The organism is Hymenobacter cellulosivorans, assembly GCF_022919135.1.
GTDB lineage: Bacteria > Bacteroidota > Bacteroidia > Cytophagales > Hymenobacteraceae > Hymenobacter > Hymenobacter cellulosivorans.
Genome location: NZ_CP095049.1, coordinates 813,406 through 834,169, shown reverse-complemented (window position 1 = coordinate 834,169; position 20,764 = coordinate 813,406). Strand labels below are relative to the sequence as shown.

The 20,764-nt window shown below is 60.8% G+C and carries 18 protein-coding genes and 1 pseudogene; 10 read left to right on the top strand and 9 right to left on the bottom strand.

The annotated features are described in order from the left end of the window. Positions 1-370 precede the first annotated feature (370 nt). Together MUN80_RS03670 and MUN80_RS03665 are read left to right on the top strand one after the other, a co-directional pair. Positions 371-1,747 carry a S41 family peptidase gene (locus tag MUN80_RS03670; protein ID WP_244719779.1) on the top strand — a complete coding sequence of 459 codons (1,377 nt, stop codon included), beginning with the start codon at positions 371-373 and terminating at the stop codon, positions 1,745-1,747. Next, entirely contained in the window at positions 1,654-2,058 is a 405-nt protein-coding gene (locus tag MUN80_RS03665) for a DUF8443 domain-containing protein (RefSeq protein WP_244719777.1), read from the top strand. Before MUN80_RS03670 ends, MUN80_RS03665 begins: the two co-directional genes overlap by 94 nt. Before the next feature lie 201 nt (positions 2,059-2,259). Here the strand turns inward: MUN80_RS03665 and MUN80_RS03660 are convergent, their stop codons facing one another. Then, positions 2,260-3,291: a transglutaminase-like domain-containing protein gene (locus MUN80_RS03660; protein ID WP_244719775.1), complete on the bottom strand. Its 1,032-nt coding sequence runs from the start codon at positions 3,289-3,291 to the stop codon at positions 2,260-2,262. Between the two features lie 114 nt (positions 3,292-3,405). After that, positions 3,406-3,990, bottom strand: a complete 585-nt coding sequence (locus MUN80_RS03655; RefSeq protein ID WP_244719773.1) for a hypothetical protein — start codon at positions 3,988-3,990, stop codon at positions 3,406-3,408. Positions 3,991-4,146: 156 nt separating this feature from the next. On the opposite strand from MUN80_RS03655, the pseudogene MUN80_RS03650 reads away from it, so the two are divergent. The 3 genes and pseudogenes from MUN80_RS03650 to MUN80_RS03640 all read left to right on the top strand — a co-directional run bounded on the left by MUN80_RS03650 (position 4,147) and on the right by MUN80_RS03640 (position 7,452). Next, positions 4,147-5,354, top strand: a pseudogene (locus MUN80_RS03650) (homogentisate 1,2-dioxygenase). A 210-nt stretch (positions 5,355-5,564) separates the two neighbouring features. Further along, positions 5,565-6,770 carry a T9SS type A sorting domain-containing protein gene (locus tag MUN80_RS03645; protein WP_244719771.1) on the top strand — a complete coding sequence of 402 codons (1,206 nt, stop codon included), beginning with the start codon at positions 5,565-5,567 and terminating at the stop codon, positions 6,768-6,770. Positions 6,771-6,924: 154 nt separating this feature from the next. Beyond that, positions 6,925-7,452 (top strand): hypothetical protein, encoded by a 528-nt coding sequence (locus MUN80_RS03640; protein ID WP_244719768.1) that lies wholly within the window; start codon positions 6,925-6,927, stop codon positions 7,450-7,452. 55 nt (positions 7,453-7,507) lie between these two features. Here the strand turns inward: MUN80_RS03640 and MUN80_RS03635 are convergent, their stop codons facing one another. The 6 genes from MUN80_RS03635 to MUN80_RS03610 all read right to left on the bottom strand — a co-directional run bounded on the left by MUN80_RS03635 (position 7,508) and on the right by MUN80_RS03610 (position 14,366). Next, positions 7,508-9,067, bottom strand: coding sequence for a T9SS type A sorting domain-containing protein (locus tag MUN80_RS03635; RefSeq protein WP_244719765.1), 1,560 nt, complete (start codon positions 9,065-9,067; stop codon positions 7,508-7,510). Positions 9,068-9,347: 280 nt separating this feature from the next. After that, the gene (locus MUN80_RS03630) at positions 9,348-10,904 is read right to left on the bottom strand and encodes a hydroxymethylglutaryl-CoA reductase (RefSeq protein WP_244719762.1); all 1,557 of its coding nucleotides are present in this window, start codon (positions 10,902-10,904) and stop codon (positions 9,348-9,350) included. 61 nt (positions 10,905-10,965) lie between these two features. Further along, positions 10,966-11,772: an energy transducer TonB gene (locus tag MUN80_RS03625; RefSeq protein WP_244719759.1), complete on the bottom strand. Its 807-nt coding sequence runs from the start codon at positions 11,770-11,772 to the stop codon at positions 10,966-10,968. 4 nt (positions 11,773-11,776) lie between these two features. Then, the gene (locus tag MUN80_RS03620; protein WP_244719756.1) at positions 11,777-12,571 is read right to left on the bottom strand and encodes an energy transducer TonB; all 795 of its coding nucleotides are present in this window, start codon (positions 12,569-12,571) and stop codon (positions 11,777-11,779) included. A 92-nt stretch (positions 12,572-12,663) separates the two neighbouring features. After that, positions 12,664-13,131: a hypothetical protein gene (locus MUN80_RS03615; RefSeq protein ID WP_244719753.1), complete on the bottom strand. Its 468-nt coding sequence runs from the start codon at positions 13,129-13,131 to the stop codon at positions 12,664-12,666. Between the two features lie 434 nt (positions 13,132-13,565). Continuing rightward, positions 13,566-14,366 (bottom strand): WG repeat-containing protein, encoded by an 801-nt coding sequence (locus MUN80_RS03610; RefSeq protein WP_244719750.1) that lies wholly within the window; start codon positions 14,364-14,366, stop codon positions 13,566-13,568. Between the two features lie 211 nt (positions 14,367-14,577). On the opposite strand from MUN80_RS03610, the gene MUN80_RS03605 reads away from it, so the two are divergent. Then, positions 14,578-15,393, top strand: coding sequence for a phytanoyl-CoA dioxygenase family protein (locus MUN80_RS03605; RefSeq protein WP_244719748.1), 816 nt, complete (start codon positions 14,578-14,580; stop codon positions 15,391-15,393). A gap of 102 nt (positions 15,394-15,495) precedes the next feature. Then, entirely contained in the window at positions 15,496-16,281 is a 786-nt protein-coding gene (locus MUN80_RS03600; protein WP_244719745.1) for an SDR family NAD(P)-dependent oxidoreductase, read from the top strand. A 7-nt stretch (positions 16,282-16,288) separates the two neighbouring features. Here the strand turns inward: MUN80_RS03600 and MUN80_RS03595 are convergent, their stop codons facing one another. Continuing rightward, positions 16,289-16,945, bottom strand: coding sequence for a phosphatase PAP2-related protein (locus MUN80_RS03595; protein WP_244719742.1), 657 nt, complete (start codon positions 16,943-16,945; stop codon positions 16,289-16,291). Between the two features lie 158 nt (positions 16,946-17,103). On the opposite strand from MUN80_RS03595, the gene MUN80_RS03590 reads away from it, so the two are divergent. The 3 genes from MUN80_RS03590 to MUN80_RS03580 all read left to right on the top strand — a co-directional run bounded on the left by MUN80_RS03590 (position 17,104) and on the right by MUN80_RS03580 (position 20,639). Further along, positions 17,104-18,384 carry an amidohydrolase gene (locus MUN80_RS03590; RefSeq protein WP_244719739.1) on the top strand — a complete coding sequence of 427 codons (1,281 nt, stop codon included), beginning with the start codon at positions 17,104-17,106 and terminating at the stop codon, positions 18,382-18,384. Between the two features lie 62 nt (positions 18,385-18,446). Further along, on the top strand, positions 18,447-19,763 hold the full coding sequence (locus MUN80_RS03585; protein ID WP_244719736.1) for an amidohydrolase: 1,317 nt from the start codon (positions 18,447-18,449) through the stop codon (positions 19,761-19,763). A 9-nt stretch (positions 19,764-19,772) separates the two neighbouring features. Beyond that, positions 19,773-20,639: an ATP-grasp domain-containing protein gene (locus MUN80_RS03580; protein ID WP_244719734.1), complete on the top strand. Its 867-nt coding sequence runs from the start codon at positions 19,773-19,775 to the stop codon at positions 20,637-20,639. Positions 20,640-20,764: the final 125 nt, after the last annotated feature.

Below are 20,764 nucleotides of genomic sequence, written 5' to 3'. Positions count from 1 at the left end.
CCGCTACGCAAAGATACGACAGCCTGCAAGAATGGTGACATGGTCTTCGCCAGTAAGCTCAACTGGATTAGGCTGCCAGAAGGCCGCATCGGACCCGTCTGTAAACGAATTCGTCTAAACGAACCTAGCTTCGAAAAATACTACATTTATCTTTGTGCTCCAGTTATTTAAGCGGAAAGCTGATTTGTAGAATTACGAGTCATAGTTCAGTATTATAGTTCTTAATCCAGAACAAATTGTACTGATATTGGAAAATGCTCATGGTCCTATGTAGCCCTGCGGTTTCTTGGAAAAGTTTTAATAGTTTTGGTAGCCTACTGCTATTCAACAGCCTCATTTATCGTCCGAACTTCTACTCTCTCAGTCGCTTATGAACGTTGAGCCAAACGATGCTCAGGCGCCCCAACCGGTGAATGCGCCGGCTGCTACCCCCCGCAACTCGCGGGCCCAGGTACGGCAGCCGCTGTTATTGGCTCTGGTGCTGGCCTGTGGTATTTTGCTGGGAGCAAACCCGTTTCGGCCCTCCGACCAAAACCCCGATGGCACGGCCCGGGGCTACTTAAAGTTCAAAGAAATCCTAAGCTACGTAGACCGCGACTACGTGGACTCCGTGGATGCTGAGGCCCTATCCGACTACGCCATCAGCCGTATGCTGGAGCGCCTCGACCCGCACTCGGTCTTTATCCCGGCCCGGCAGCAGCAGCAGGCTTCGGCCTTCTTACAGAGCGACTTCGATGGCGTTGGCGTGGAGTTCAACCTGTTCCGCGACACCGTAACCGTCGTTTCACCCTTGAGCGGCGGCCCGGCTGAGCAGGCTGGCCTTCAGCCCGGCGACCGGATACTGGCCGTGAACGGGGAGTCGGTTTCGGGCGTGCATATCACTACCGAGCAAATGTTTGGCAAGCTGCGCGGTCCGCGTCATAGCAAGGTGCAGCTGCTGGTGCAGCGCCGCCTGCAGGCCAAGCCCATGAGCGTGCTCGTGACCCGCAACCGGATTCCCAACAGCTCGGTAGACGTGGCCTACATGCTCGACAACCAGACGGGCTACATCAAAGTAAGCCGCTTTGCCAGCGGTACCTACGACGAGTTTAAGCAGGCTCTGGGCGACCTGCGCCGCCAGGGCCTGAGCCGCCTTGTGCTCGACTTGCGTGGCAACCCCGGCGGCTACCTCGACCGTGCCACCAAGTTGGCCGACGAGTTTATCGGCGGCACCAAGAAGATTGTTTACACCGACGGCAAAGGCGACGTGTACGACACCCAAACCTACTCCCGCACCCTGGGCGAGTTTGAGGAAGGCCCATTGGTCGTACTCGTCGACGAAGGCAGCGCCTCGGCCGCCGAAGTAGTGGCCGGTGCCCTGCAAGACCACGACCGGGCCTTAGTAGTGGGCCGCCGCACCTTCGGTAAAGGCCTCGTGCAGCAGCCCATTGCCCTCAATGACGGCTCGGAGCTGCGTCTGACCATTGCCCGCTACTACACGCCCTCGGGCCGCTCGATTCAGAAGTCGTACCGCGGCGGCTATGAGCAGTATGAGCAGGAGCTAACCCAGCGGCAGAAGCGGGGGAGTATTTCCACGCCGACAGCATCCACTTCGCCGATTCGCTGCGCTACCGCACCGACAAGGGCCGCACCGTGTACGGTGGTGGCGGCATCATGCCCGACCTCTTTGTGGCCCGCGACACGTCGGCGTACTCGGCTTATTACACCCGTTTGCAGAGCCACAACCTGGTGCGGGAGTTTGCCCTGAACTTCTACCAGGACCACAAAACCGAGCTGGAAGCCATGCGCTTCGAGCAGTTCAATAGTACGTTCCGTATTTCGGATGCTCAGCTGCAGGCCCTGACGGCTAAGGCCGCTCACGATGGGGTGCCCGCCGATGCGGCCGGGATGCGACGGTGCTCGACCCTGCTCAAAGACCAGCTCAAGGCCCTGATTGCCCGTAGCGCCTACGGCAAAACGGCTTATTACCAAGTGTTGCGCGACCAGGATGCCGAACTGCAGCAAGCCCTGCGCGCCTTGGGTGACGACGGCTCGACCTTGCTGGGCTTGCTCAAGTAAGCCTTACGGATAACTAAAAAAGCCGCCCCGAATTTCCTGTTGGAAGTTCGGGGCGGCTTTTTTAGTGTCGAGGAAGAAAGACGACAGGTGAAAGCCAGGCATGGCTTTAATCCTTCTGTCTAATTAAAACGTGAAGCGGGTCATTCCTTCCGGCTGTAAACAAGAAGAAATGACCCGCTTTCAGATGGCAGCGCCCTAGTCCTACTTGGTGGCGCGCGCTACGTCGTGGTAGCGGAACTGCTTGTCGATGGAGGTGAAGGGCTTGCCGTCGACTTCGGCGTAGGGGTAGATAAAGTAGTTCAGGGCCAAGCCCTGCTGGCGCGGAGCCAGGGTCAGGTCGCGGCCCCGGGTGAATTCGACGCGGTTTTCGTCGTGGGCCCCGAAGAAGTAGTTGCGCCGCGACGGGTCCTTGGCGGCCTCGGAGGCATCGACGGGCACCCAGCCGGTAGCCTTGGTGTAGAACTCCGCCCAGCAGTGGTAGCCTTTCACTTCGCCCTCTCCCCGCTCGGTGGGCAGCGGGAAGCCGATGCTGAAGCGGGCCGGAATACCCACCGCACGGCAGTACCCGATAAACACGGCGTGGAAGTCGGTGCAGTTGCCACGGCGGGCGTCGCAGGCGTAGTAAATGTCGCCGCGGCCCCAGCCCTGACCGGTTTTGTCGTACTTGACGGTGCTAACCACGTGGTTGTAGATGGCCTGAGCCTTTTCCAGGTCGGTTTTGGCGTTGGCCTTGGCTACCACTTCCTGGGCCCAGAGCCGAATTTTGTCGTCGAGGGGCACGAGCTGGTCGGCCTGCAGCCAGCGCTGCATGTCGGGGTCGGCGGCTTCCTTCTCCTTTTTTGAGCCAGCTTCGGGCACCAGCACCGGGTTTTTGTGTTCCCGGCGGGTGGCCTCAAACTTCATGCTGACCGAAAAGCTGGCAGGCTCGGGGTTGAGCACGCGCAGGTGCAGCACCTTATTGCCGTGGGCCGCATCGAGTAGCTCGTAGGGATAGGACGAGGTGATGACCAGGTTCTTGATGTCCTGCGACTTATCAGAGTGCGGTACCGGAATCCAGAGGTCGGTTTCCTTGGCCTGAGCCGGCAAGTCCTTGACGGTAGCGGTGTACTCGAAAGCAAACGTGCGGGCCCGCACCGGCACTGTACTCACCGGCGACTTGCCGTTCCAGGACAGCAGCGTACCGGCCAGCAGCAGCAGGGAAAAGGCTTTCGGCAGCGAAGAGGAGAAGGACACAATAAAGGGATAAAGTGAAGCCGTGGCAGTAACGGAGAAGGCGCAAAGGTACGCACCCGCGCCGCGTTGTCGACAAAAACCGCGGCACCAGGGCCAGTAACACGTAGCGGGACTCTATAGTGCCAGTGCGGCTTGCAAACGCGCCGTTTCGGGACGTAGTTGCGGGATGATCTGGTCGAGGCCCTGCCGGACGCATTGCACATACAGCACCCGGTCTGGCTGGCTATAGTTGGTGCGGCTAAACAGGCCAGCCGTAGCGCGAGCCTGCCCCGTGCCCCGGTACGAACCGATGAGCTCCCGGCGCTGGTTGAGCACGTCGAGCTGCACGTCAACGACGTAGCGGTAGCGGGCCCAGGGAAAACCAAACAGGTTAAGGCTGCCCGCCGTCATGATCGAAGCAAAGGTGAAGCCCAGGCCGGGCCGGGCACTCACCCGGCGGGTGTGTAGCACCAAAAAGCCCCGCGACTTGCCATACGGCTCACTGAGTACCTCGCGTACTTCGCGCTCAAAAAGGATGCGCACGTCGTTGGGCACGGCCATCGGGCTAAAAGATAGTAGGATACGCTCACTCTGCACCTCGGGCGTAAGCGTGGGCAGGCGGGTAGGCAGGGTTTCGGCCGTAGGATTGAGCAGGGCCGGGTCGAAAGCTTTGCAGCCGCTACTAAGCAATAGAACCGCTAGGATAAATTTTTTTCTCATCTGGCTAAAAATAAGTGTTTTCTGTTCGTATTACCAGCAGCCAGCTCTACCACTGCCCATGTCTAAGCCCAACGGCAGGTGTGGCGGGTTTGGGCCGGGCTGCTTACCTTCACCAACCCAAGTCCACCCGTTTTCCCACCCGAAAATTCGTTTTGTATGGCTTACTACCATCGTATTGGGCAGATTCCGCACAAGCGCCACACCCAGTTCCGCCAGCCCGACGGCACGCTCTACTCCGAGCAGCTGGTGGGCACGTTGGGTTTTCATGGCGTCTCGTCGCTGCTCTATCACATTCACCCCCCACGCAGATCAAGAAAGTAGGGGAGCCGGTGCCTTACGCGCCCAAGCTGCTGAAAGACCGGCCTCTGGAGCCCAGCCACCTGCGTACCCTGAGCCAGACCACCACCGGCGGCGACTACCTGCAGGCTCGGCAGACCCTCATCGGCAATGCCGATGTGACCATGAGCATCTGCAACCCCACGGAGCGGCGCATGGACTATTACTACAAAAACGCCTTGGCCGACGAGGTAATTTTCGTGCACGAGGGCAGCGGGGAGCTGTGGAGCCAGCTGGGCATCGTGCGCTTCGAGCCCGGCGACTACGTCGTGATTCCGCGCACCATTATTCACCAGCTTCACTTCGACGAGGGGCCGGTGCGGTTGCTCATTATCGAGTCGTTCAGCCCCATCGAAACCTGCCGGCGCTACCGCAACCACTTCGGGCAGCTGCTGGAGCATTCGCCCTACTGCGAGCGGGACATCCGGCCCCCGCACCAGCTCATTACCGGCGACGTGCGCGAGTCGGGCGAGTACCTGGTTAAGATCAAGAAGGAAGGCTATTTGCACCAACTTACCTACGGCCACTCGCCCTTCGATGTGGTCGGCTGGGATGGGTACTTCTACCCCTACGCCTTCAGTATTCACGATTTTGAGCCGATTACGGGCCGCATTCACCAGCCGCCACCCGTGCACCAAACCTTCGAGGCGCACAACTTCGTGATCTGCTCCTTTGTGCCCCGCCTGTTCGACTACCACCCCGACAGCATCCCGGCGCCCTACAACCACTCCAACGTGGACTCCGACGAGGTGCTGTACTATGTGGCCGGCAACTTCATGTCGCGCAAAGGCATCGACCTGGCCTCGTTTACGGTGCATCCCAGCGGCATCCCGCACGGGCCGCACCCCGGCACGGTAGAAGCCAGCATCGGCAAAAAGGAAACCCACGAGCTGGCCGTGATGGTCGACACGTTCCGGCCGCTGTACCTGACCGAGGCCGCCCTGCCCTATCTGGATGAGAAGTATCCGATGAGCTGGAACCCGGATTTCAAGCACGAGCCACCCCGCTCAGCCGATATGATGGACTGAGCCACCTATATAACCTGAAAATAGAGTTCGGCCCCGCATGGAGCGCCAACTATTAGCTAGGCAACTGGCTATGCGTTGGTTCTCCGTGCGGGGCCGGATTCGTTGTATGCTGTGTTACCAGTCAGTTAAATAATTTATTCACTATGTATACTATTGTTATATAGTGTTAATATTATGAACTCATTAATCACCTAATCATACTACCCTATCATGAAAAACAAATTCTACTTTTTGCTGGCCCTTTTACTTTGCTGCTTAGCCACTCAGGCTCGGGCCGACCTTGTCGGTATTGAAATCAGCGGCAATTCGACAGGGTGCCCTAACGAAACGGGCTGGTATTCTGCCTACACCAACATCAACACTACCTGGGAGTACACATTTGAAGTGACCGGAGGGACGATTATCGGCCACAACCAATTAGGCGCAAAGCCAGCTCCTGGAACTACCTCCATCACTTTTACAGATATGGAGTATTTTATACATGCTTATCCAGCCATTGAGGTTAAATGGAATAATGGCTCAGGAACAGGCAAGATTAAGGTTAGTACAAGATCGAGCTGGTGGGGGATATGGAATAGTAGAAATGATGCCGAGAAACAGGTTGTCATTGGTACAGCGCAGGTTGGGCCGATCTATCCTGATTACATGGATTGCAGTGCAGGCTTAGTGACCTTCCGAATTGCATCGGTACAAGGTGCTACCCGCTATGATTGGTCGTGCTCGGAAGGATGGCCCCTGACCTACCTGGAAGCCGGCGGCTGCGTTGCTCGGTTTGTGCCCAACACGAATGCTACCACCGGCACGGTTACAGTAACCGCCTATAATGGCAACTGCCCGCTCACAAGCACGACCAGCACAGTTACTTTTTACCGGGAGCCGACGATTGCTCAGATAGCCGGTCCTTACGCTATTCCGCTGAACTCTGTCGGAGCTTGGGAAACCGGTGGGGGAAGCAACTACAACTGGACTATTCCCTCTGACTGGCAGATTGTTGGTGGGCTGGGTACCAACCGCATTCAGTTGCAGGCGCCTTCGTACACGAACTCAAGACTGCTGAGCGTCAGCTATATTGATGCGTGTGGTCAGCCTATTTCGATGACGATTACCATCAATGCCGGTGACCAGGAGCCTTACCGCCCGGCGAAAGAAGAAGAAGAAACCAGCTCCACGTTAACCCAGAACCTTGAAGTATATCCCGTGCCAGCAACGGATGTCATCAACTTCAGCTTGCCAGCCTCCGAAGGCACGGTTGCGAGTGCGAAGCTTTATACCATGCAGGGACAGTTGGTAGTAGAGTATAAGAAAGAGAGCTTGACTTCTATTGCCACCAAAAACCTGCCCCGGGGTGCCTATTTCCTGGTTGTGACTAACAACAAGGGGACGTCAACTAAGAAAAAAGTACTGTTGACGAACTAAGAAATGAGCTTGACCGGGGCCGGATTTAGCTACTGGCTCTGGGATTAAGCGAATTTGGTCAGTAGATTGCCCACCGAACCGCCGGCACTAAACTTTTAGTGCCGGCGTTATCGTTTTCCAACCTCTTCTTTACCTTCTGCAAGAACTGACCAACATGAAAAAAGTCATCCTTCTGGCCCCGTTGTTTCTGCTGCTGGGCTTCATGAGCTGCAAAAAGATCAAGCAGCTGCTGACCTTCGAAATCTCGTCGTCGCAGAACATCAAGGTGCCGGCCAGTTCGGTCTTTATTGCCACGCCCGTGGTGCTGCCGGTGCCCGTCACGGTCAATGCCAACGAGACGTTTAAGAACAATAACACCAGCGCCGACCTGGTGAAAGACGTGTCGCTGAGCAAGCTCACGCTCACCATCACCGACCCGCAGGCCGAGAATTTTGACTTTCTGAGCAAGATCAAAATCTCCATCGGCACCGACCAGAACGACATCGTGCCCCTGGCCTACCTCGATGCCGTGCCCAAGGGCGTGTCCAGCATTGAGCTGACGGCCAGCGGTACCAAGCTCGACAAGTACATCAAAGCCTCCAGCTACACGCTCCACACCGAGGCTACCGTGAACCGCTCCATTGCCCGTGAAATCACCGTACGTGCCGATTCCAAGTTCAAAGTAACCGCCGACCCGCTGTAAAAGCCGGGTTGCATCAATTGCAAAGGGCCGCTGATGTCAGCGGCCCTTTTGCGTTTTAGTGGATTACCGTCACGCGGCGGTGCAGAGTGGTGGCTCCAATCTTGACTTCGAGCAGGTAGACGCCGGTGGGCAGGTCGCGCACCGGCACGGTTAGCTGCTGGTGGCCGGCGGGCAGGTTTTGGTGCAGGGCCGTGCGCAGCAGCTGGCCGGTAGGGGTGCGTAGCTCCACGTGGGTCAGGGCGGCGGTAGGAAGGTCCAGGGCCAGGTGCAGGGTGTGAGCGGCGGGGTTGGGGTAGGTTTGCAGCGTCAGCTCGGGCAGGGCGCCCGGCCCTTTCGAGGCCAGTACGGTCACGTCAATCAGGGCCGTCCAGACGCTGAGCTGGGTGTTGTCGAGGCGGGTCCAGACGGGGCGCACCACGTTGTCGTGGGCCGTGATGTTGCTGTAGTCCCCGAAGAAGGTGTCTTCGTTGGGCACAAACGGGCTCTGGCTGATTCGGAAGTTCTGGAACGTCTGGCCCCCGTCGGTACTGCGGGCGGCGTACACGTCGGTACGGGTGTCGGTGTAGTTGCGTCGGTCGTAGAAAACAAACCACAGGTAGCCGGTTTTCTGGTCGACGGTCATCCAGGTGAAAAACTGGTGGCGGCCCGGCGCATCGTTGTTGACGCGGGTGGGCGCGCTCCAGGTCTGGCCGCCGTCGGTGCTGCGGGTCAGCCACACGTCGGTGTCGGAGGGGCCGTTGCGCTGGTCGGTCCAGTTCACGTAGATGGTGCCGCGGTGCGGGCCGGGGCTTACGTCGCAGACCGTTACAGGCAAACCGTTGGCCCGGGAAATGCCCGGCACGGCGTAATCCCAGCCGCCGGGCTGGCTCACGATGGTGCGCTCTTTGGGCAGCCAGGTCTGGCCCAGGTCCAGGCTGCGGTTGAAAACGATGCCGCGGGGCCCGGCCCAGGCGGTGTAGATTTCGCCGTTAGGTCCTACCGTCGGCACGGCGCCTTCCACGGTTTCGTCCTCATCCACGGCGTCGCCGCCGTAGAAGCTGATGCGCTGGGGCGGGCTCCAGGTTTGGGCCTGGTCCAGGGATTTAGAGAACAGAATCCGGGTACTGTCGCGGGAGCTAAGGCTGCCGTAGTTGTCGAACTCGGTCCAGGTGGCGTACAGGGCGTTGGTTTTGCGGTCTACGGCCACCCATTCCTTGTCCTGCTGCTTGGGCGGGTTCAGGGCAAAGTAGCTGCGGTAGCTGAAAGGCTGGGCAGCCGCGGCAGTGCGCTGCACCAGCAGCCGGTCGATAAACGGAAACGAGTAGGAAGTGGCGCCAGGGTTCGACAGGTGGAAGTAATAGAACGCGCCGGTCGTGTCGGCCACCACCACCGGGTCGCCCCACACGGAATAGGGCGAGGTCAGGGTGCGCCACGTCCAGGTGCGGCCCCCGTCGAGCGAGCTGTACTGGTTGTTGAGGTTGGCCCCGGCAATGAGCTGCTGGGTGTTCTTAGGGTTGATGGCAATGCTCGTCTCGTTGGGCGAGTTCTGCACGCTGATCAGCACGTTGGGGTGAGCCGCCTGAGCGCGCAGCAGGTGGGGCAGACTTACTAGGCCAAGTAGTATGAGTCTTTTCATAATAGGCAATAAGGTTAAGCAACCAGGGGGTAAAGAACGCACTTCCTTGGCAAGGACCCGCCCATGGTGCAAAGTGTTGCCTGCTACCCGCCGTCGGGCTGGCACCCAATATATTAAGTAGCGGCAGGAAGCGGCTACGGAGTAAAAAAGAACGTCATGCGGCGCTAGGCGAAGCATCTTTGCTGCAGTAGTAACTAACTTTTACCAGTGCGGGAAAGATGCTTCGACCAGCGCCGCATGACGGGCAGGAGCTGTCGGAAGGCGCGCCTAGGGCACCGGTCTAGCGGTTGCGGCCGTACTGCTCGTGGCTGCTGACCCAGTCGGAGGAGGAAATAGCGGAGCCCAGGCTCAGTTCGCCGGCCAGCACCACGCCGGCCACGATTTCGGCAAACTTGTTTACCGTGCCCCGGCCCACGCAGCCCAGCATCCGCAGGCACTCGTTCTGAGTGGCCAGGCCAGTGCCGCCGCCGTGAGTAGCCACGATGAGCGAGGGAATGGTAATGCTCAGGTACAAGTCGCCCTCCTTGGTGACTTCCGAGTACAGCACGCCAGCCGACGATTCCGACACGTTGGCCACGTCCTGGCCGGTGGCAATGAAGAGGGCCGTAATGCCGTTGGCCGAGTGGGCGCCGTTGTTGTTGGCCCCGCTCAGAAAGGCGCCCACATTGCTCACCTGCCCGTGGTAGGCCAGCTGCTCGGGCGTCACGCGCATACGCTGCTGCAGAATGTCGCGCTTAATCACGCACTCGGCTACCACGCGCTTACCACGGGTGCGCATCACGTTGATCTGGCTGGCTTTCTTGTCGGTGGCGAAGTTAGATTCGAGGTAGAAATGGCGAATGGGGGCGCCCTTGTAGTTTTCCAGAATCCAGGAGCAGGCGGCAAACGTGGCCCGGCCCACCATGTTTTGGCCGGCCGCGTCGCCGGTTGAGAAGTTGAAGCGCAGGTAGGCAAACTTGTTGCTCAGATACGTGTCGATGTACTGGAGCTTGGCTACGCGGGAGGTGCTTTCGGCTTCAGGCCGGATCTTGTCGATTTCCTCTTCCACCCACTTGCCAAAGTCCCGGGCCCCGCGGGCGTCGTCGAAGACAAAGACCGGAGCCCGCTGCATGGCGTCGCCGATGACGGTGCACTTCACGCCCCCGCACAGGTTAAGTACCTGGATGCCGCGGTTGTAGCTGGCTACCAGAGTGCCTTCCGTAGTGGCCATCGGAATCAGAAAGTCACCCTGGGCGTGCTCGCCGTTCACGGTCAGGGGCCCGGCCAACCCCACCGGAATCTGGGCCACGCCGGTGAAATGCTCGCAGTTGCCCTGCAGGTCGTGGGCATCGAAGGAGTAGTGCTTCAGGTGCTTGAACTCTTGGCCCGAAAACTCCTCGGCAAAGCGCTGCCGGGCCTGAATGGCGGCCTCGGAGTAGTCATCCTGGTCCTGGCGCGGGATACGGGTGCGACTCGCCGACTGGTTGACAATAGCATCTTCCACCTCCACGTTCAGGTCGCCGAAGGGGTCGGCGGCAAACTGCACGCACACTTTATGAATGCCTTCCTTCAGGTGCTCCGTGACCAGGTGAAACGTGGCAGCCTGGCCCACGGGCAGCTCGTAGCCGGCCGAGTCGGCGTTGAAGACCGTGGCGGGGCGCACATCGCCGTTGCCCAGGTCGAGGGCAATCTGCTCCAGGCCCAGGCGCTGCCCGTCAATCAGCACGGCGTCGATGCGGGTGATGCGCACCGTGTCGAGGCGGTTTTTGATGCTGAAGGCCACGCCCTCGGGCGTATTGTGCAGGCTGCCGCGGGTGTAGAGCAGCTTCAAAAGCATGGGGCTGGGCGTGAAAATCATAAGGCGCAGGGGATGGGGTTCGGGTTGGATGCGGGGAAAATAGAAAGTTTTCCGTAGAAGGCTACTGTATACGGCGCTGTGCGCGGGCCTGGCGGCGGGCCTCCTTGGCCGTTGGTTCCCTCGGAAGCTCTGGACCGAAGCGAATTGGGAGGGTATAGGCAACTGCTACCGGCTGCTGATTCTGCCGGGCGGGCTCCCAGGCAGGCATTTGCTGCACGAGGCGCAGGGCTTCCGCGTCGAAGGCCGGGCCCAGGCCTTTGATAACTTTGGCGTCGGCAACGGCCCCCGTTTTGGTGACCACGAAGCTGACGAACACTTTGCCCGAAACGGTAGAGTCGGGTGGATACCGCAGGTTCTGCCGTAAGTACGCAAGCAAGCCTTCTATGCCCCCGGGGTAACTCGGCATTTGCTCTACGTATACACCCAGAAACGGCTCTTTTCGTTGGTCGCTTAATTGTGGTGCCGGCTGCAAGGCTTCCAATCCCAGCGCCTCCAAACTTTTGGGTTGTAACTCGGTAGCAGGTTCAAAATGCGTTGCCTCACCTGCTTTTTTCACCTGGGCCCAGGCTTCTCCGCTCGTCATTCCTAGCCCGCACACCAGCACAAGGGCCACCACGAACCGTCGCAGCTTGGGCCGCAATTGCACCCGCGGCGGGGCGGCCAGCTGGTCTTGCCGGAAACGACCACACAAATGCCCGTTCGGCGCGGCCGTGCGGGCGGCAGCCAAATCGGCCTGGGTAGCGGTGGTGAAGTCCACTACTTCCCGGTTGCAGCTCTGGCAGTGGCGGCCTTGGGCGGTGGGCGTCATCTGCTGCCAGTCGGCGGGGCAGGCGGCCAGGCGCACGTTGAGAATGGGCAGGACGAGCATGTTACTAGCGTTGAAACGTGACGGGAATGGTGTAGTATACCTCCACGGGCCGGCCGTTTTGCTGGCCCGGCGTAAACTGGCCATCCAGGAGCCGTGCTACCCGTAGGGCTTCCGCGTCCAGCAGCGGGTGAATGCCTTTCAGCACCTTAAACTCCCGCAGCTTGCCGTCGGGACCCACGATGAAGTTGACGAACACCCGGCCTTCGGCATCAAGCAGGCCCGTGTTGGGAGGCCAGCGCAGGTGTTGCTGCACAAACCGGATGGCGCCGGCCGTTCCGCCTTCCTTAAACTCGGGCATCTGCTCCACGTAGCTGAACACGGCCGGCTCCTCAAGCACTACCTCCGGCTCCGGGTCGTGCGCAATTATGTCTCCACTGAACACCGTAACGGTTTCCAATTCCGGCGGTGGCGGCTTGCGGGTCACGGGCTTGCGGGCCGCCGGCTTGTGGGCGGTGGTGGCTTTGCGCACCTGGGCCCAGGCTTCCCCGCTCGTTAGGCCCAATCCACACACCAACACCAACGCCACCAGAAACTGGCGCAGCCGGGGCCGCAGCACTATGTGCCGGGGTAAAGGAGCCGGTTGGTTGGCAGCCAGTTGCGCCTGGCGCACCCGGCCGCACACCCGCCCGTCGGGGGAGGCGGCGCGGGCCACCAGCAGGTCGGCGTGGGTGGCGGCGGTCAGGTCTACCACTTCCCGGTCGCAGCTGCGGCAGTGGCGGCCTTGCGCGGTGGGTATCATTTGCTGCCAGTCTTCGTGGCAGGCGCGCAGGCGCACGTTGAGCAGGGGCAGGTCGAGCATCGGCGGGCGGGATAGGAGCGTGAATAAGAAGCTAGTTGAGCTAACGACAAAAGGGGATAGAGACGCATACTTGCGTCTCGTCGTTGGCGTCGCTAGAAGTATCGTTCAAGGCTTGCGCCGCGACTACACGGCTCTGCACCCCGGCGGCTACTGCGGGGGCGTGGGGGCGGGGTTTCGTTGCGCACTACGGCCAGCAGCCAGTCTTCGCCGAAGCGGGTAAGGCGATACTGCCGCCACCGGCCCTGCTGCTGGTAGTGTAGCAGCCCGGTCCGCACCAGCCCGCCGTGGGCCCAGCTGCCGGCTACCCGTCCCACGCCCCCGAGGGCGGCCAACTGGGGCGCGGTGCGGGTTTCGTGGGTCAGAAAGGCGTAGAGCATGCGGGCCTGGGTGTGCCGGCCCCGGCTATTGCGGTTGGGCAGCAGGTGGGCCAGCTCGGCTTCAAGGCGCTCCAGGGTGCGGGCGGGCGTGAAGGTGTGCTCGTCGGCGGGCGGGGGCTGGCCCCGGCGGGCAATGCGGGCTTCGAGCTGGCGGGTAAGGTCGGTGGGGGCGACGGTCATCATGGGGGCAGCAGTTGGCTTGCGGAATATAGGCACGAATCGGCAACTTGCTGAACCGCAGGCCGCCCGGTCGCCCACCCGGCCGCCCCGGCCCTTGCAAGGGCCCTGCATCAGGCCCTTGGTATACCGTCTGGCCTGATGCAGAGCCTACGCCAAGGCCTTCGGATACCTCCTTCAGCGCTGCGGGTACCTAAAAAAGGGTGTGGTGTACAGTATTCAGTTGTGCGGGTACCTAAACCAGACCTTTGTGTATAGTACTCACCAATGAGTGTGCATAACTCAGGCCTTCGTGTATAGTATTCACTTATGCGTGTGCATAAATGAGGCCTTCGTGTATAGTACTCAAGCGTACGTGTCTATAAACCAGGGCTTGGGGATATGTAGTGCCTGTTCAAACTGTCGGCGAAGCCTATGGGAGGCGGCCCGCCGGGGCCGGGCTAGTCGAAGTACTCCCGGCCGCGGGTGTCGATGTAGCCGCTGCGGCCGTCGGCGGTAGTCACGCGGGCCACGTCGGCCACGAAGGGCTCGGCGGCCTGGTACTTGGGGGCTACCAGTAGGGTACCATCCTCGGCCAGGTAGCCAAACTTGCCCTGCTGCTCTACTACGGGATAGGCGAAGTTGTTGGTCTCAATAGCCTTTATGGTGTCGTACTCCAGGGGTAGGGTTACTTTGCCCTTGTTGTTGAGCACGCCCCACTTGGTGCCCTGGCGCACGAAGAGCAGGCCGTTGTAGTTTTCCAGAATCTCGTCGTACACGTTGGGCACCACGGCTTGGCCTACGGTGAAGCGGAAGCCCACCTTGCCGTTTTGCCGGGTCAGGTCGCCCTGGGTTAGAAACTCGGTTTCCGGCTCGGGTTCGGGAGGGGTGGTCAAGCGCTGGCCGGTGCCGTCAATCTGAAACGTTTCGCCGTTGAGCTCTACCGTGGCCCGGTTGCGGCTGAAGGTGCTGGCCTTGGTAAACTGCACCGGCGTGACGGGGTTGCCGCCTCCATCAATGTAGCCATAAAGCGGCCCGATGCGCACCCAGGCCAGCTCCTGCACGAAAGGACCGGCCTCGTCGAAGCGCAGGGGCAGCACCAAGCGGCGGCGCTGGTCGGCGTAGCCCCACTTGGTACCCTGGCGGAACGGCACTAGCCGGGCCGAGGTGCTCTGGGCCGGGCTAGTGCCGGTTAGCAGCAGGGCCAGGGCTAGCAAAGCCGCTGATTTAGGGAAGCAGTAAAACGGGGAAAAGCCAGACATTGCCGCTAAGATACACGGCTGATTCTGAATCAGAAACTAAGGCCTTCACAGGCACTTCACGACCTGGCGGCGTACTTCACGGGCGCTGCCCGCTCAATTTTGGCTCTAACTAAGTAGGGGTACTTGGGGTTTTAAGGCTCCTCTAATGGCAGCGGGGCCCCGCTTTTGTACCTTCGCCCCGCTATTCCTCCGTATCCCTTGGCTTACCACTATGGCTTTACTCCCTACTTATCCGCGTTTTACTCTTGGAACCACGCTAACGGCTGAGCAGCGGGAGTTTTTTCGGCAGCACGGGTTTCTGCACTTCCGCGCCTTTGTTTCGCCCGAGCAGGTGCAGCAAATTCTGGCGGCCACGGAGGCCGTGCAGGCGCGGTGGCTGGCCGAAGGCGTGGAAAAAGTCAACGGCGTGCCCATCAAGTACGGCAAGGACGTAGACGGCTCTCGCATCGTGCAGCGCTTCGCCTTTGCTTCCCAGCACAGCCCCGTGCTGCACGAACTGCTCCAGGACCCGCGGTTTGAGGCCTTGTTTCCGCTGCTGGAAGCCCCCAACGGGCGGGTGGGCGAAAACGAGAAGGATGGCCTGGTTATCAACCACTACGTGAACGTGCCGGGCTCGGAGTTCAGCCAGATGGGCTGGCACACCGATTCGCTGCGCGACGTATTCTACGGCAAGCGCATCGGGCCCATGCTCAATGTGGGCCTGCACCTGGATGGCACCGCAGCCACCAACGGCGGCTTGCGCATTATTCCCGGCACCCACCGCCAGAGCCTACACCAGCTGCTGTTTCGCAAGAAGTACTACAAGGACGTGTCGTACGACCCCCACGAGCTGGCCGTCGAAACCCAGCCCGGCGACCTGACCGTGCACGACGGCCGGATGTGGCACCGCGTGGCCCAGTCGCCGCTGGTGGGCGAGGCTTCCCGCCGCCGGGTGATGTACGTGCCCGTCATCAGCGGCAAATACGCCCCCAAGCAGCCCGACAGCCCCACGCCTTTTTACCTGCGGTTTTTACACCTGGTGAAATAGTGAGATGGTGAACTGGTGAGTTGATGTTCATTCCGAGCGGATTGAGCAACAAGCGCCAGCCGAACGACAACTCACTATCTCACCAACTCACCAACTCACCATATGCCCTACGCTCTTATCACCGGCGCTTCCCGCGGCATTGGCCGGGCCCTGGCCGCCGAACTGGCCGGGCGCGGCTACCACCTGCTGCTCACGGCCCGCAGCCAAGACCAACTCGCGCAGGTAGCCACCGAGCTGGGTGCCCAGCACGGCGTCGAGGCCCGCTTCCTGCCCCTGGATTTGGCCGAGCCCGGCGCGGCAACCCGGCTGGCTGAGTGGGCGCGGCAGCACACGAAGGAGCTGGCAGTGTTGGTCAATAACGCGGGCTATGGCCTCTGGGGCCGGTTTGAGGACTTGCCGCTGGCGGCCCAGCAAAACATGCTGCAGCTCAACATGCTCCTGCCCGTGGAGCTGACCCACCAGCTGTTGCCCCTGCTCAAGCAGCAGCCCAAGGCCTACATTCTCAACATTGCCAGCACGGCGGCCTACCAGGCCGTGCCCACCCTCACGCTCTACGCAGCCAGCAAGGCGTTTTTGCTCACCTTCTCCCGGGGCCTGCGCTACGAGCTGCGCGACTCACCCGTATCGGTGACCTGCCTGAGCCCCGGCGCTACCACCACCGACTTTGCCGACCGCGCCGGGATGAGTGCGGGCCTGCAGGAAGTGGCCGCCAAGCTCTCCATGACACCCGAGCAGGTAGCCAAATTCGGCGTTACGGCTTTGCTGGCCGGTGAGGCCGAGGTAATCCCCGGGGCCCTGAACAAGGTTTCGGCCCGGCTTACCGGCTTCGTGCCCAAGGCCCTAACCGAGAAAATTGCGGCCAATATTTACGAGAAGCACCTGAAGTAAAGTCAGGCTAGTAGCGGGCTACGCGGCGGGCCAGCCACACGCTCAGGCCAGCAAACAGCGGAGCGGCCAGCACGTCGTAGGTGTAATGAGCGTGCTGTACCATGACGAGCAGCCCAATTAGCGCGGCGGCCAGCAGCAGGGCAACCCGCAGAGCCCGGTTCTGCACGGTGAGGCCCAGCACGAGTACCGTGGCGGTGTGGGCCGAGAAGAACAAGTCCTTGGTAATGGGCGTGGCCGAGGCGTAAAACAGGTTGTCGACCAGCGGGTCGTGGAGCAGCACCAGGCCAGTGGGCGGCTCCAAAGGCAAGAGCCAGAGCGTGAGCAGCCGGAAGCCGTGTAGCAGGCCGTAGCCCCATAACGCCCGCAGCAGCAGCGCCGGCCGGGGTACCAGATGCACCACCGCCCCGGCAATGCTCAGGTAAATAACCCCGAAGGTGAGCCACGACACGTCGTGGGCGGGCAGCGCGGCCAGCACCGGGTCGGGCAGTACCACGCCGGGCCGGGCCTGGATAAAGGCGAAAAACCGCGGAATAACGGCCCCCAACGCCAGCAGCCCAGCCAGGATGCCGAGGAGGCGGTAGCGGAAAGCCGGTTGCCGCCACAGCTGCGGCCAGGTGGCAACGGCAGCGGCCGGAGAGGAGCTTGTGGCGGATGGCAGCGGCATAGGAAGCAGAAAGGAAATGCAAAAATAGTGGATGCCACCCGGCTACGGCGGAAAAACAGCTATGCTGCAAATGAGCCCCGTATTGTACCTTGCTGACTCAACTCCCGACCCGCCGGCTTCTGATGAAATACTTCTATTCTGCTATTCTTTCCTCCAGTATGCTGGCAAACTTAGCCACCTCCGCCGCCGCCCAGAACGCCGCGCTGAATGCTCGGATTGCCAAGCTCTCGGTGGCTGAAGAAGCCAAAGTCATAGCCTGGCGGCGCGATTTTCACCAGAACCCCGAGCTGGGCAATGAAGAGAAGCGCACGGCCGGCATCATTGCCGCTCACCTCAAGAGCCTGGGCCTGGAAGTGCAAACCGGCGTGGGCCGCACCGGCGTGGTAGGCATTCTGCGCGGCGGTAAGCCCGGCCCAGTCGTGGCCCTGCGCGCTGATATGGACGCGCTGCCCGTCACCGAAACTTCGGGTGTCCCGTTTGCCTCGACGGCGAAAACCACCTACCTGGGCCAGCCCGTAGGGGTGATGCACGCCTGCGGCCACGACGCTCACATGGCCATGCTCATGGGGGCGGCCGAAGTATTAAGCCAGGTGAAAAAGGACTTGCCCGGTACTGTGAAGTTCATCTTTCAGCCCGCTGAGGAAGGCTCGTTGCCCGGCGTAGAAGGTGGCGCCAAGCTCATGATTAAGGAAGGCGTGCTCGAAAATCCGAAAGTCGAGGCCATTTTCGGGCTCCACATCAATGCCCAGACCGAAGTCGGCAACCTCTCGTTCCGGCCGGGCGGCGAAATGGCGGCTTCCGACCGGTTTACCATCAAGGTCATTGGCAAAGGCTCCCACGGGGCCCGGCCCTGGAGCAGCGTCGACCCGGTGGTGACGGCCGCCCAGATTATCGTGGGGCTGCAAACCATTGTGAGCCGGCAGGTAAACCTGACCGATGATGCGGCCGTCGTGACGGTAGGTACGCTCAAGGGCGGGGTGCGCTACAACGTCATTCCGGCCGATGTGGAGCTGAGCGGCACCATCCGGACGTTCAACAAAAAGGCTCAGGAGCAAATCTGGGCCGCCATCCGGCGCACGGCCACCGGCATTGCCGAAAGCGCCGGCGCCACGGTGGAAGTCGACATCGTGAACTACGTGCCCGTCACGTTCAACGACCTGCCCCTGACGGCCAAGATGCTGCCCACGCTGCAGAATGTGGCGGGCGGGGCGGCCAACGTAAAGGAAGTAAAAGTCAACACCTGGGCCGAGGATTTCTCCCTGTACCAGGAAAAGGTGCCCGGCGTGTTCGTCTTCGTGGGCGGCATGCGCAAGGGTGGCGACGTAGCTACCACCGCCGACCACCACACGGCCGGCTTCACCCTCGACGAAAGTGGCTTCACGCTGGGCGTCAAGACCCTGGCTACGCTGGCCGCCGACTACCTGAGCATGAAAAAATAGCCGGCCGGCAACCTTCCGCGCCTTTTTGCCTCTATCCCCCGACCTACCTGACCTTTCCGCCGATGAAGTCAACTCCTTACGCCCTGGCTGCCCTGCTCACGGGGGCTTTGCTTTCCCATACCGCCCAAGCCCAAAACACGGCCCTCGACGCGCGCATTGCCAAACTGGCTACGGCCGAGGAGGCCAAAGTCATAGCCTGGCGGCGCGACTTTCACCAGAACCCCGAGCTGGGCAACGAGGAAAAGCGCACGGCCGGCATCGTGGCGGCTCACCTCAAGAGCCTGGGCCTGGAAGTGCAAACCGGCGTGGGCCGCACCGGCGTGGTAGGTATTCTGCGCGGCGGTAAGCCCGGCCCAGTCGTAGCCCTGCGCGCTGATATGGATGGCCTGCCCGTGACGGAAAAAAACGAGCTGCCCTTCGCCAGCAAGGTCCGCACCCAGTACAACGGGCAGGAGGTGGGCGTGATGCACGCCTGCGGCCACGACACCCACGTAGCTATGCTCATGGGGGCGGCCGAAGTATTGAGCCAGGTGAAAAAGGACTTGCCCGGTACTGTGAAGTTCATCTTTCAGCCCGCCGAAGAGGGCTCGTTGCCCGGCGTGGAAGGCGGCGCCAAGCTCATGGTGAAAGAAGGCGTGCTCGACAATCCGAAAGTCGATGCCGTGTTCGGGGTGCACATCAATGCCCAGACCGAGGTCGGGACGCTTAAGTACCGGCCCGGGGGCGAAATGGCGGCCTCCGACGTGTTTACCATTAAAGTCAAAGGTAAGTCGGCCCACGGCGCCTACCCCTGGCTGAGCGTGGACCCGGTGGTGGTGTCGTCCCAGATTGTGATGGGCCTGCAAACCATTGTCAGCCGGCAAACCCAGCTGACCGAGGACGCCGCCGTTATTACCGTGGGCATGGTGCACGGCGGGGTCCGCAACAACATTATTCCCGAGCAGGTGGAACTCACCGGCACCATCCGGACCCTCAACAAGGACATGCAGCGTAAAATCTGGGACGATATCCGCCGCACGGCCACCAACATTGCCGAAAGTGCCAACGCAACGGCCGAAGTCGACATCGTGAACTACACACCCGTGACCTTCAACGACCTGAAGCTAACCGAGCGGATGCTGCCCTCGCTGCGCACCGCCGCCGGTTCGGCCGACAAAGTGGTGCTGCAAAAGGCCGTGACCGGGGCCGAAGACTTTGCCTACTACCAGGAAAAAGTGCCCGGCCTGTTCGTCTTCGTGGGCGGCATGACGCCCGGCATCAACCCCGCTACTACCGCCCCGCACCACACCGCCGGCTTCCGCATCGACGAAAGCGGGCTGACGCTGGGCGTTAAAACCCTGGCCACTCTGGCTGCCGATTATTTAACCCTGAAAAAGTAAGGTACCCCAATGAACATTGCCCTCGTGACCTGCGAAAGTCTGACGCAGTACGCCGCGCCCACCGTGGAAGATGAAGACAGCCTGCTCACCCGTTACTTGCGCGAGCAAGGCCACCAGGTAACCCCGCGGGTGTGGACCAACCCGGCTGTCGACTGGGCTGGCTACGACAAAGTGGTGGTCAAATCCCCTTGGGACTACTTCGACCGGGTCGACGATTTCTACGCCTGGCTCGACCGGATGGACGCTACCGGCATTCAGCTGCTCAATCCGTCGAGCATTATCCGCTGGAACGCCGACAAGAAATACTTGCGCGACCTGGAGCAGGCCGGCGTCAAAATCGTGCCTACTCACTGGCTCCCCAAAGGCAGCGAGGTGGTGATTGACGACCTGTTTGACAAGCTCGGCAGCGACCAGCTGGTGGTGAAGCCGGCCGTAAGCGGTGGGGCCAAAAACACTTTTACCCTGACCCGCCTCGAAACTGCCGAGCGCCTGCCTCAACTCACTGAGCTGGTGCAGCACGAAGATTTCCTGGTTCAGCCCTTCCAGCCCCAGATTCAGACCGAAGGCGAATGGTCCCTGATTTACCTCGGCGGCCAGTTCAGCCACTGCGTACTCAAGACGCCCAAGTCCGGCGACTTCCGGGTGCAGCACTACCTCGGCGGCGGCATCGAGCCCCGCGAGGCTCCCGCCCACCTGCGCCAAGCCGCCGACCGTATCATTGCCCAGTTTGCCCAAGACTGCCTCTACGCCCGCGTCGATGGGGTAGACGCCAACGGGGAGTTTCTGCTCATGGAACTCGAGCTCATCGAACCCTTCCTCTACCTGGCTTCCAGCGAAGGTGCCCTAACCCGCTACGAAGCTGCCCTGCACCAATAAGGTTCATAACTGACTGTTTGTTGTTGCTGCATCTGTCATTGTAAGCAGCGCGAAGCAATCCGTCCTCTGCTTGTGACAAACAGCCTTTTACCAGAAAGCCCTTACTACAAGCAGTAGTAAGGGCT

Coding starts and splice junctions, on each gene's coding strand:
- MUN80_RS03585 (WP_244719736.1), top strand. CDS start 18,447: ATGAAGTCAACTCCTTACGCCCTGGCTGCCCTGCTCACGGGGGCTTTG.
- MUN80_RS03620 (WP_244719756.1), bottom strand. CDS start 12,571: ATGCTCGACCTGCCCCTGCTCAACGTGCGCCTGCGCGCCTGCCACGAA.
- MUN80_RS03590 (WP_244719739.1), top strand. CDS start 17,104: ATGCTGGCAAACTTAGCCACCTCCGCCGCCGCCCAGAACGCCGCGCTG.
- MUN80_RS03600 (WP_244719745.1), top strand. CDS start 15,496: ATGCCCTACGCTCTTATCACCGGCGCTTCCCGCGGCATTGGCCGGGCC.
- MUN80_RS03655 (WP_244719773.1), bottom strand. CDS start 3,990: ATGAGAAAAAAATTTATCCTAGCGGTTCTATTGCTTAGTAGCGGCTGC.
- MUN80_RS03645 (WP_244719771.1), top strand. CDS start 5,565: ATGAAAAACAAATTCTACTTTTTGCTGGCCCTTTTACTTTGCTGCTTA.
- MUN80_RS03610 (WP_244719750.1), bottom strand. CDS start 14,366: ATGTCTGGCTTTTCCCCGTTTTACTGCTTCCCTAAATCAGCGGCTTTG.
- MUN80_RS03605 (WP_244719748.1), top strand. CDS start 14,578: ATGGCTTTACTCCCTACTTATCCGCGTTTTACTCTTGGAACCACGCTA.
- MUN80_RS03665 (WP_244719777.1), top strand. CDS start 1,654: ATGCCCGACCTCTTTGTGGCCCGCGACACGTCGGCGTACTCGGCTTAT.
- MUN80_RS03630 (WP_244719762.1), bottom strand. CDS start 10,904: ATGATTTTCACGCCCAGCCCCATGCTTTTGAAGCTGCTCTACACCCGC.
- MUN80_RS03670 (WP_244719779.1), top strand. CDS start 371: ATGAACGTTGAGCCAAACGATGCTCAGGCGCCCCAACCGGTGAATGCG.
- MUN80_RS03625 (WP_244719759.1), bottom strand. CDS start 11,772: ATGCTCGTCCTGCCCATTCTCAACGTGCGCCTGGCCGCCTGCCCCGCC.
- MUN80_RS03635 (WP_244719765.1), bottom strand. CDS start 9,067: ATGAAAAGACTCATACTACTTGGCCTAGTAAGTCTGCCCCACCTGCTG.
- MUN80_RS03595 (WP_244719742.1), bottom strand. CDS start 16,945: ATGCCGCTGCCATCCGCCACAAGCTCCTCTCCGGCCGCTGCCGTTGCC.
- MUN80_RS03615 (WP_244719753.1), bottom strand. CDS start 13,131: ATGATGACCGTCGCCCCCACCGACCTTACCCGCCAGCTCGAAGCCCGC.
- MUN80_RS03580 (WP_244719734.1), top strand. CDS start 19,773: ATGAACATTGCCCTCGTGACCTGCGAAAGTCTGACGCAGTACGCCGCG.
- MUN80_RS03640 (WP_244719768.1), top strand. CDS start 6,925: ATGAAAAAAGTCATCCTTCTGGCCCCGTTGTTTCTGCTGCTGGGCTTC.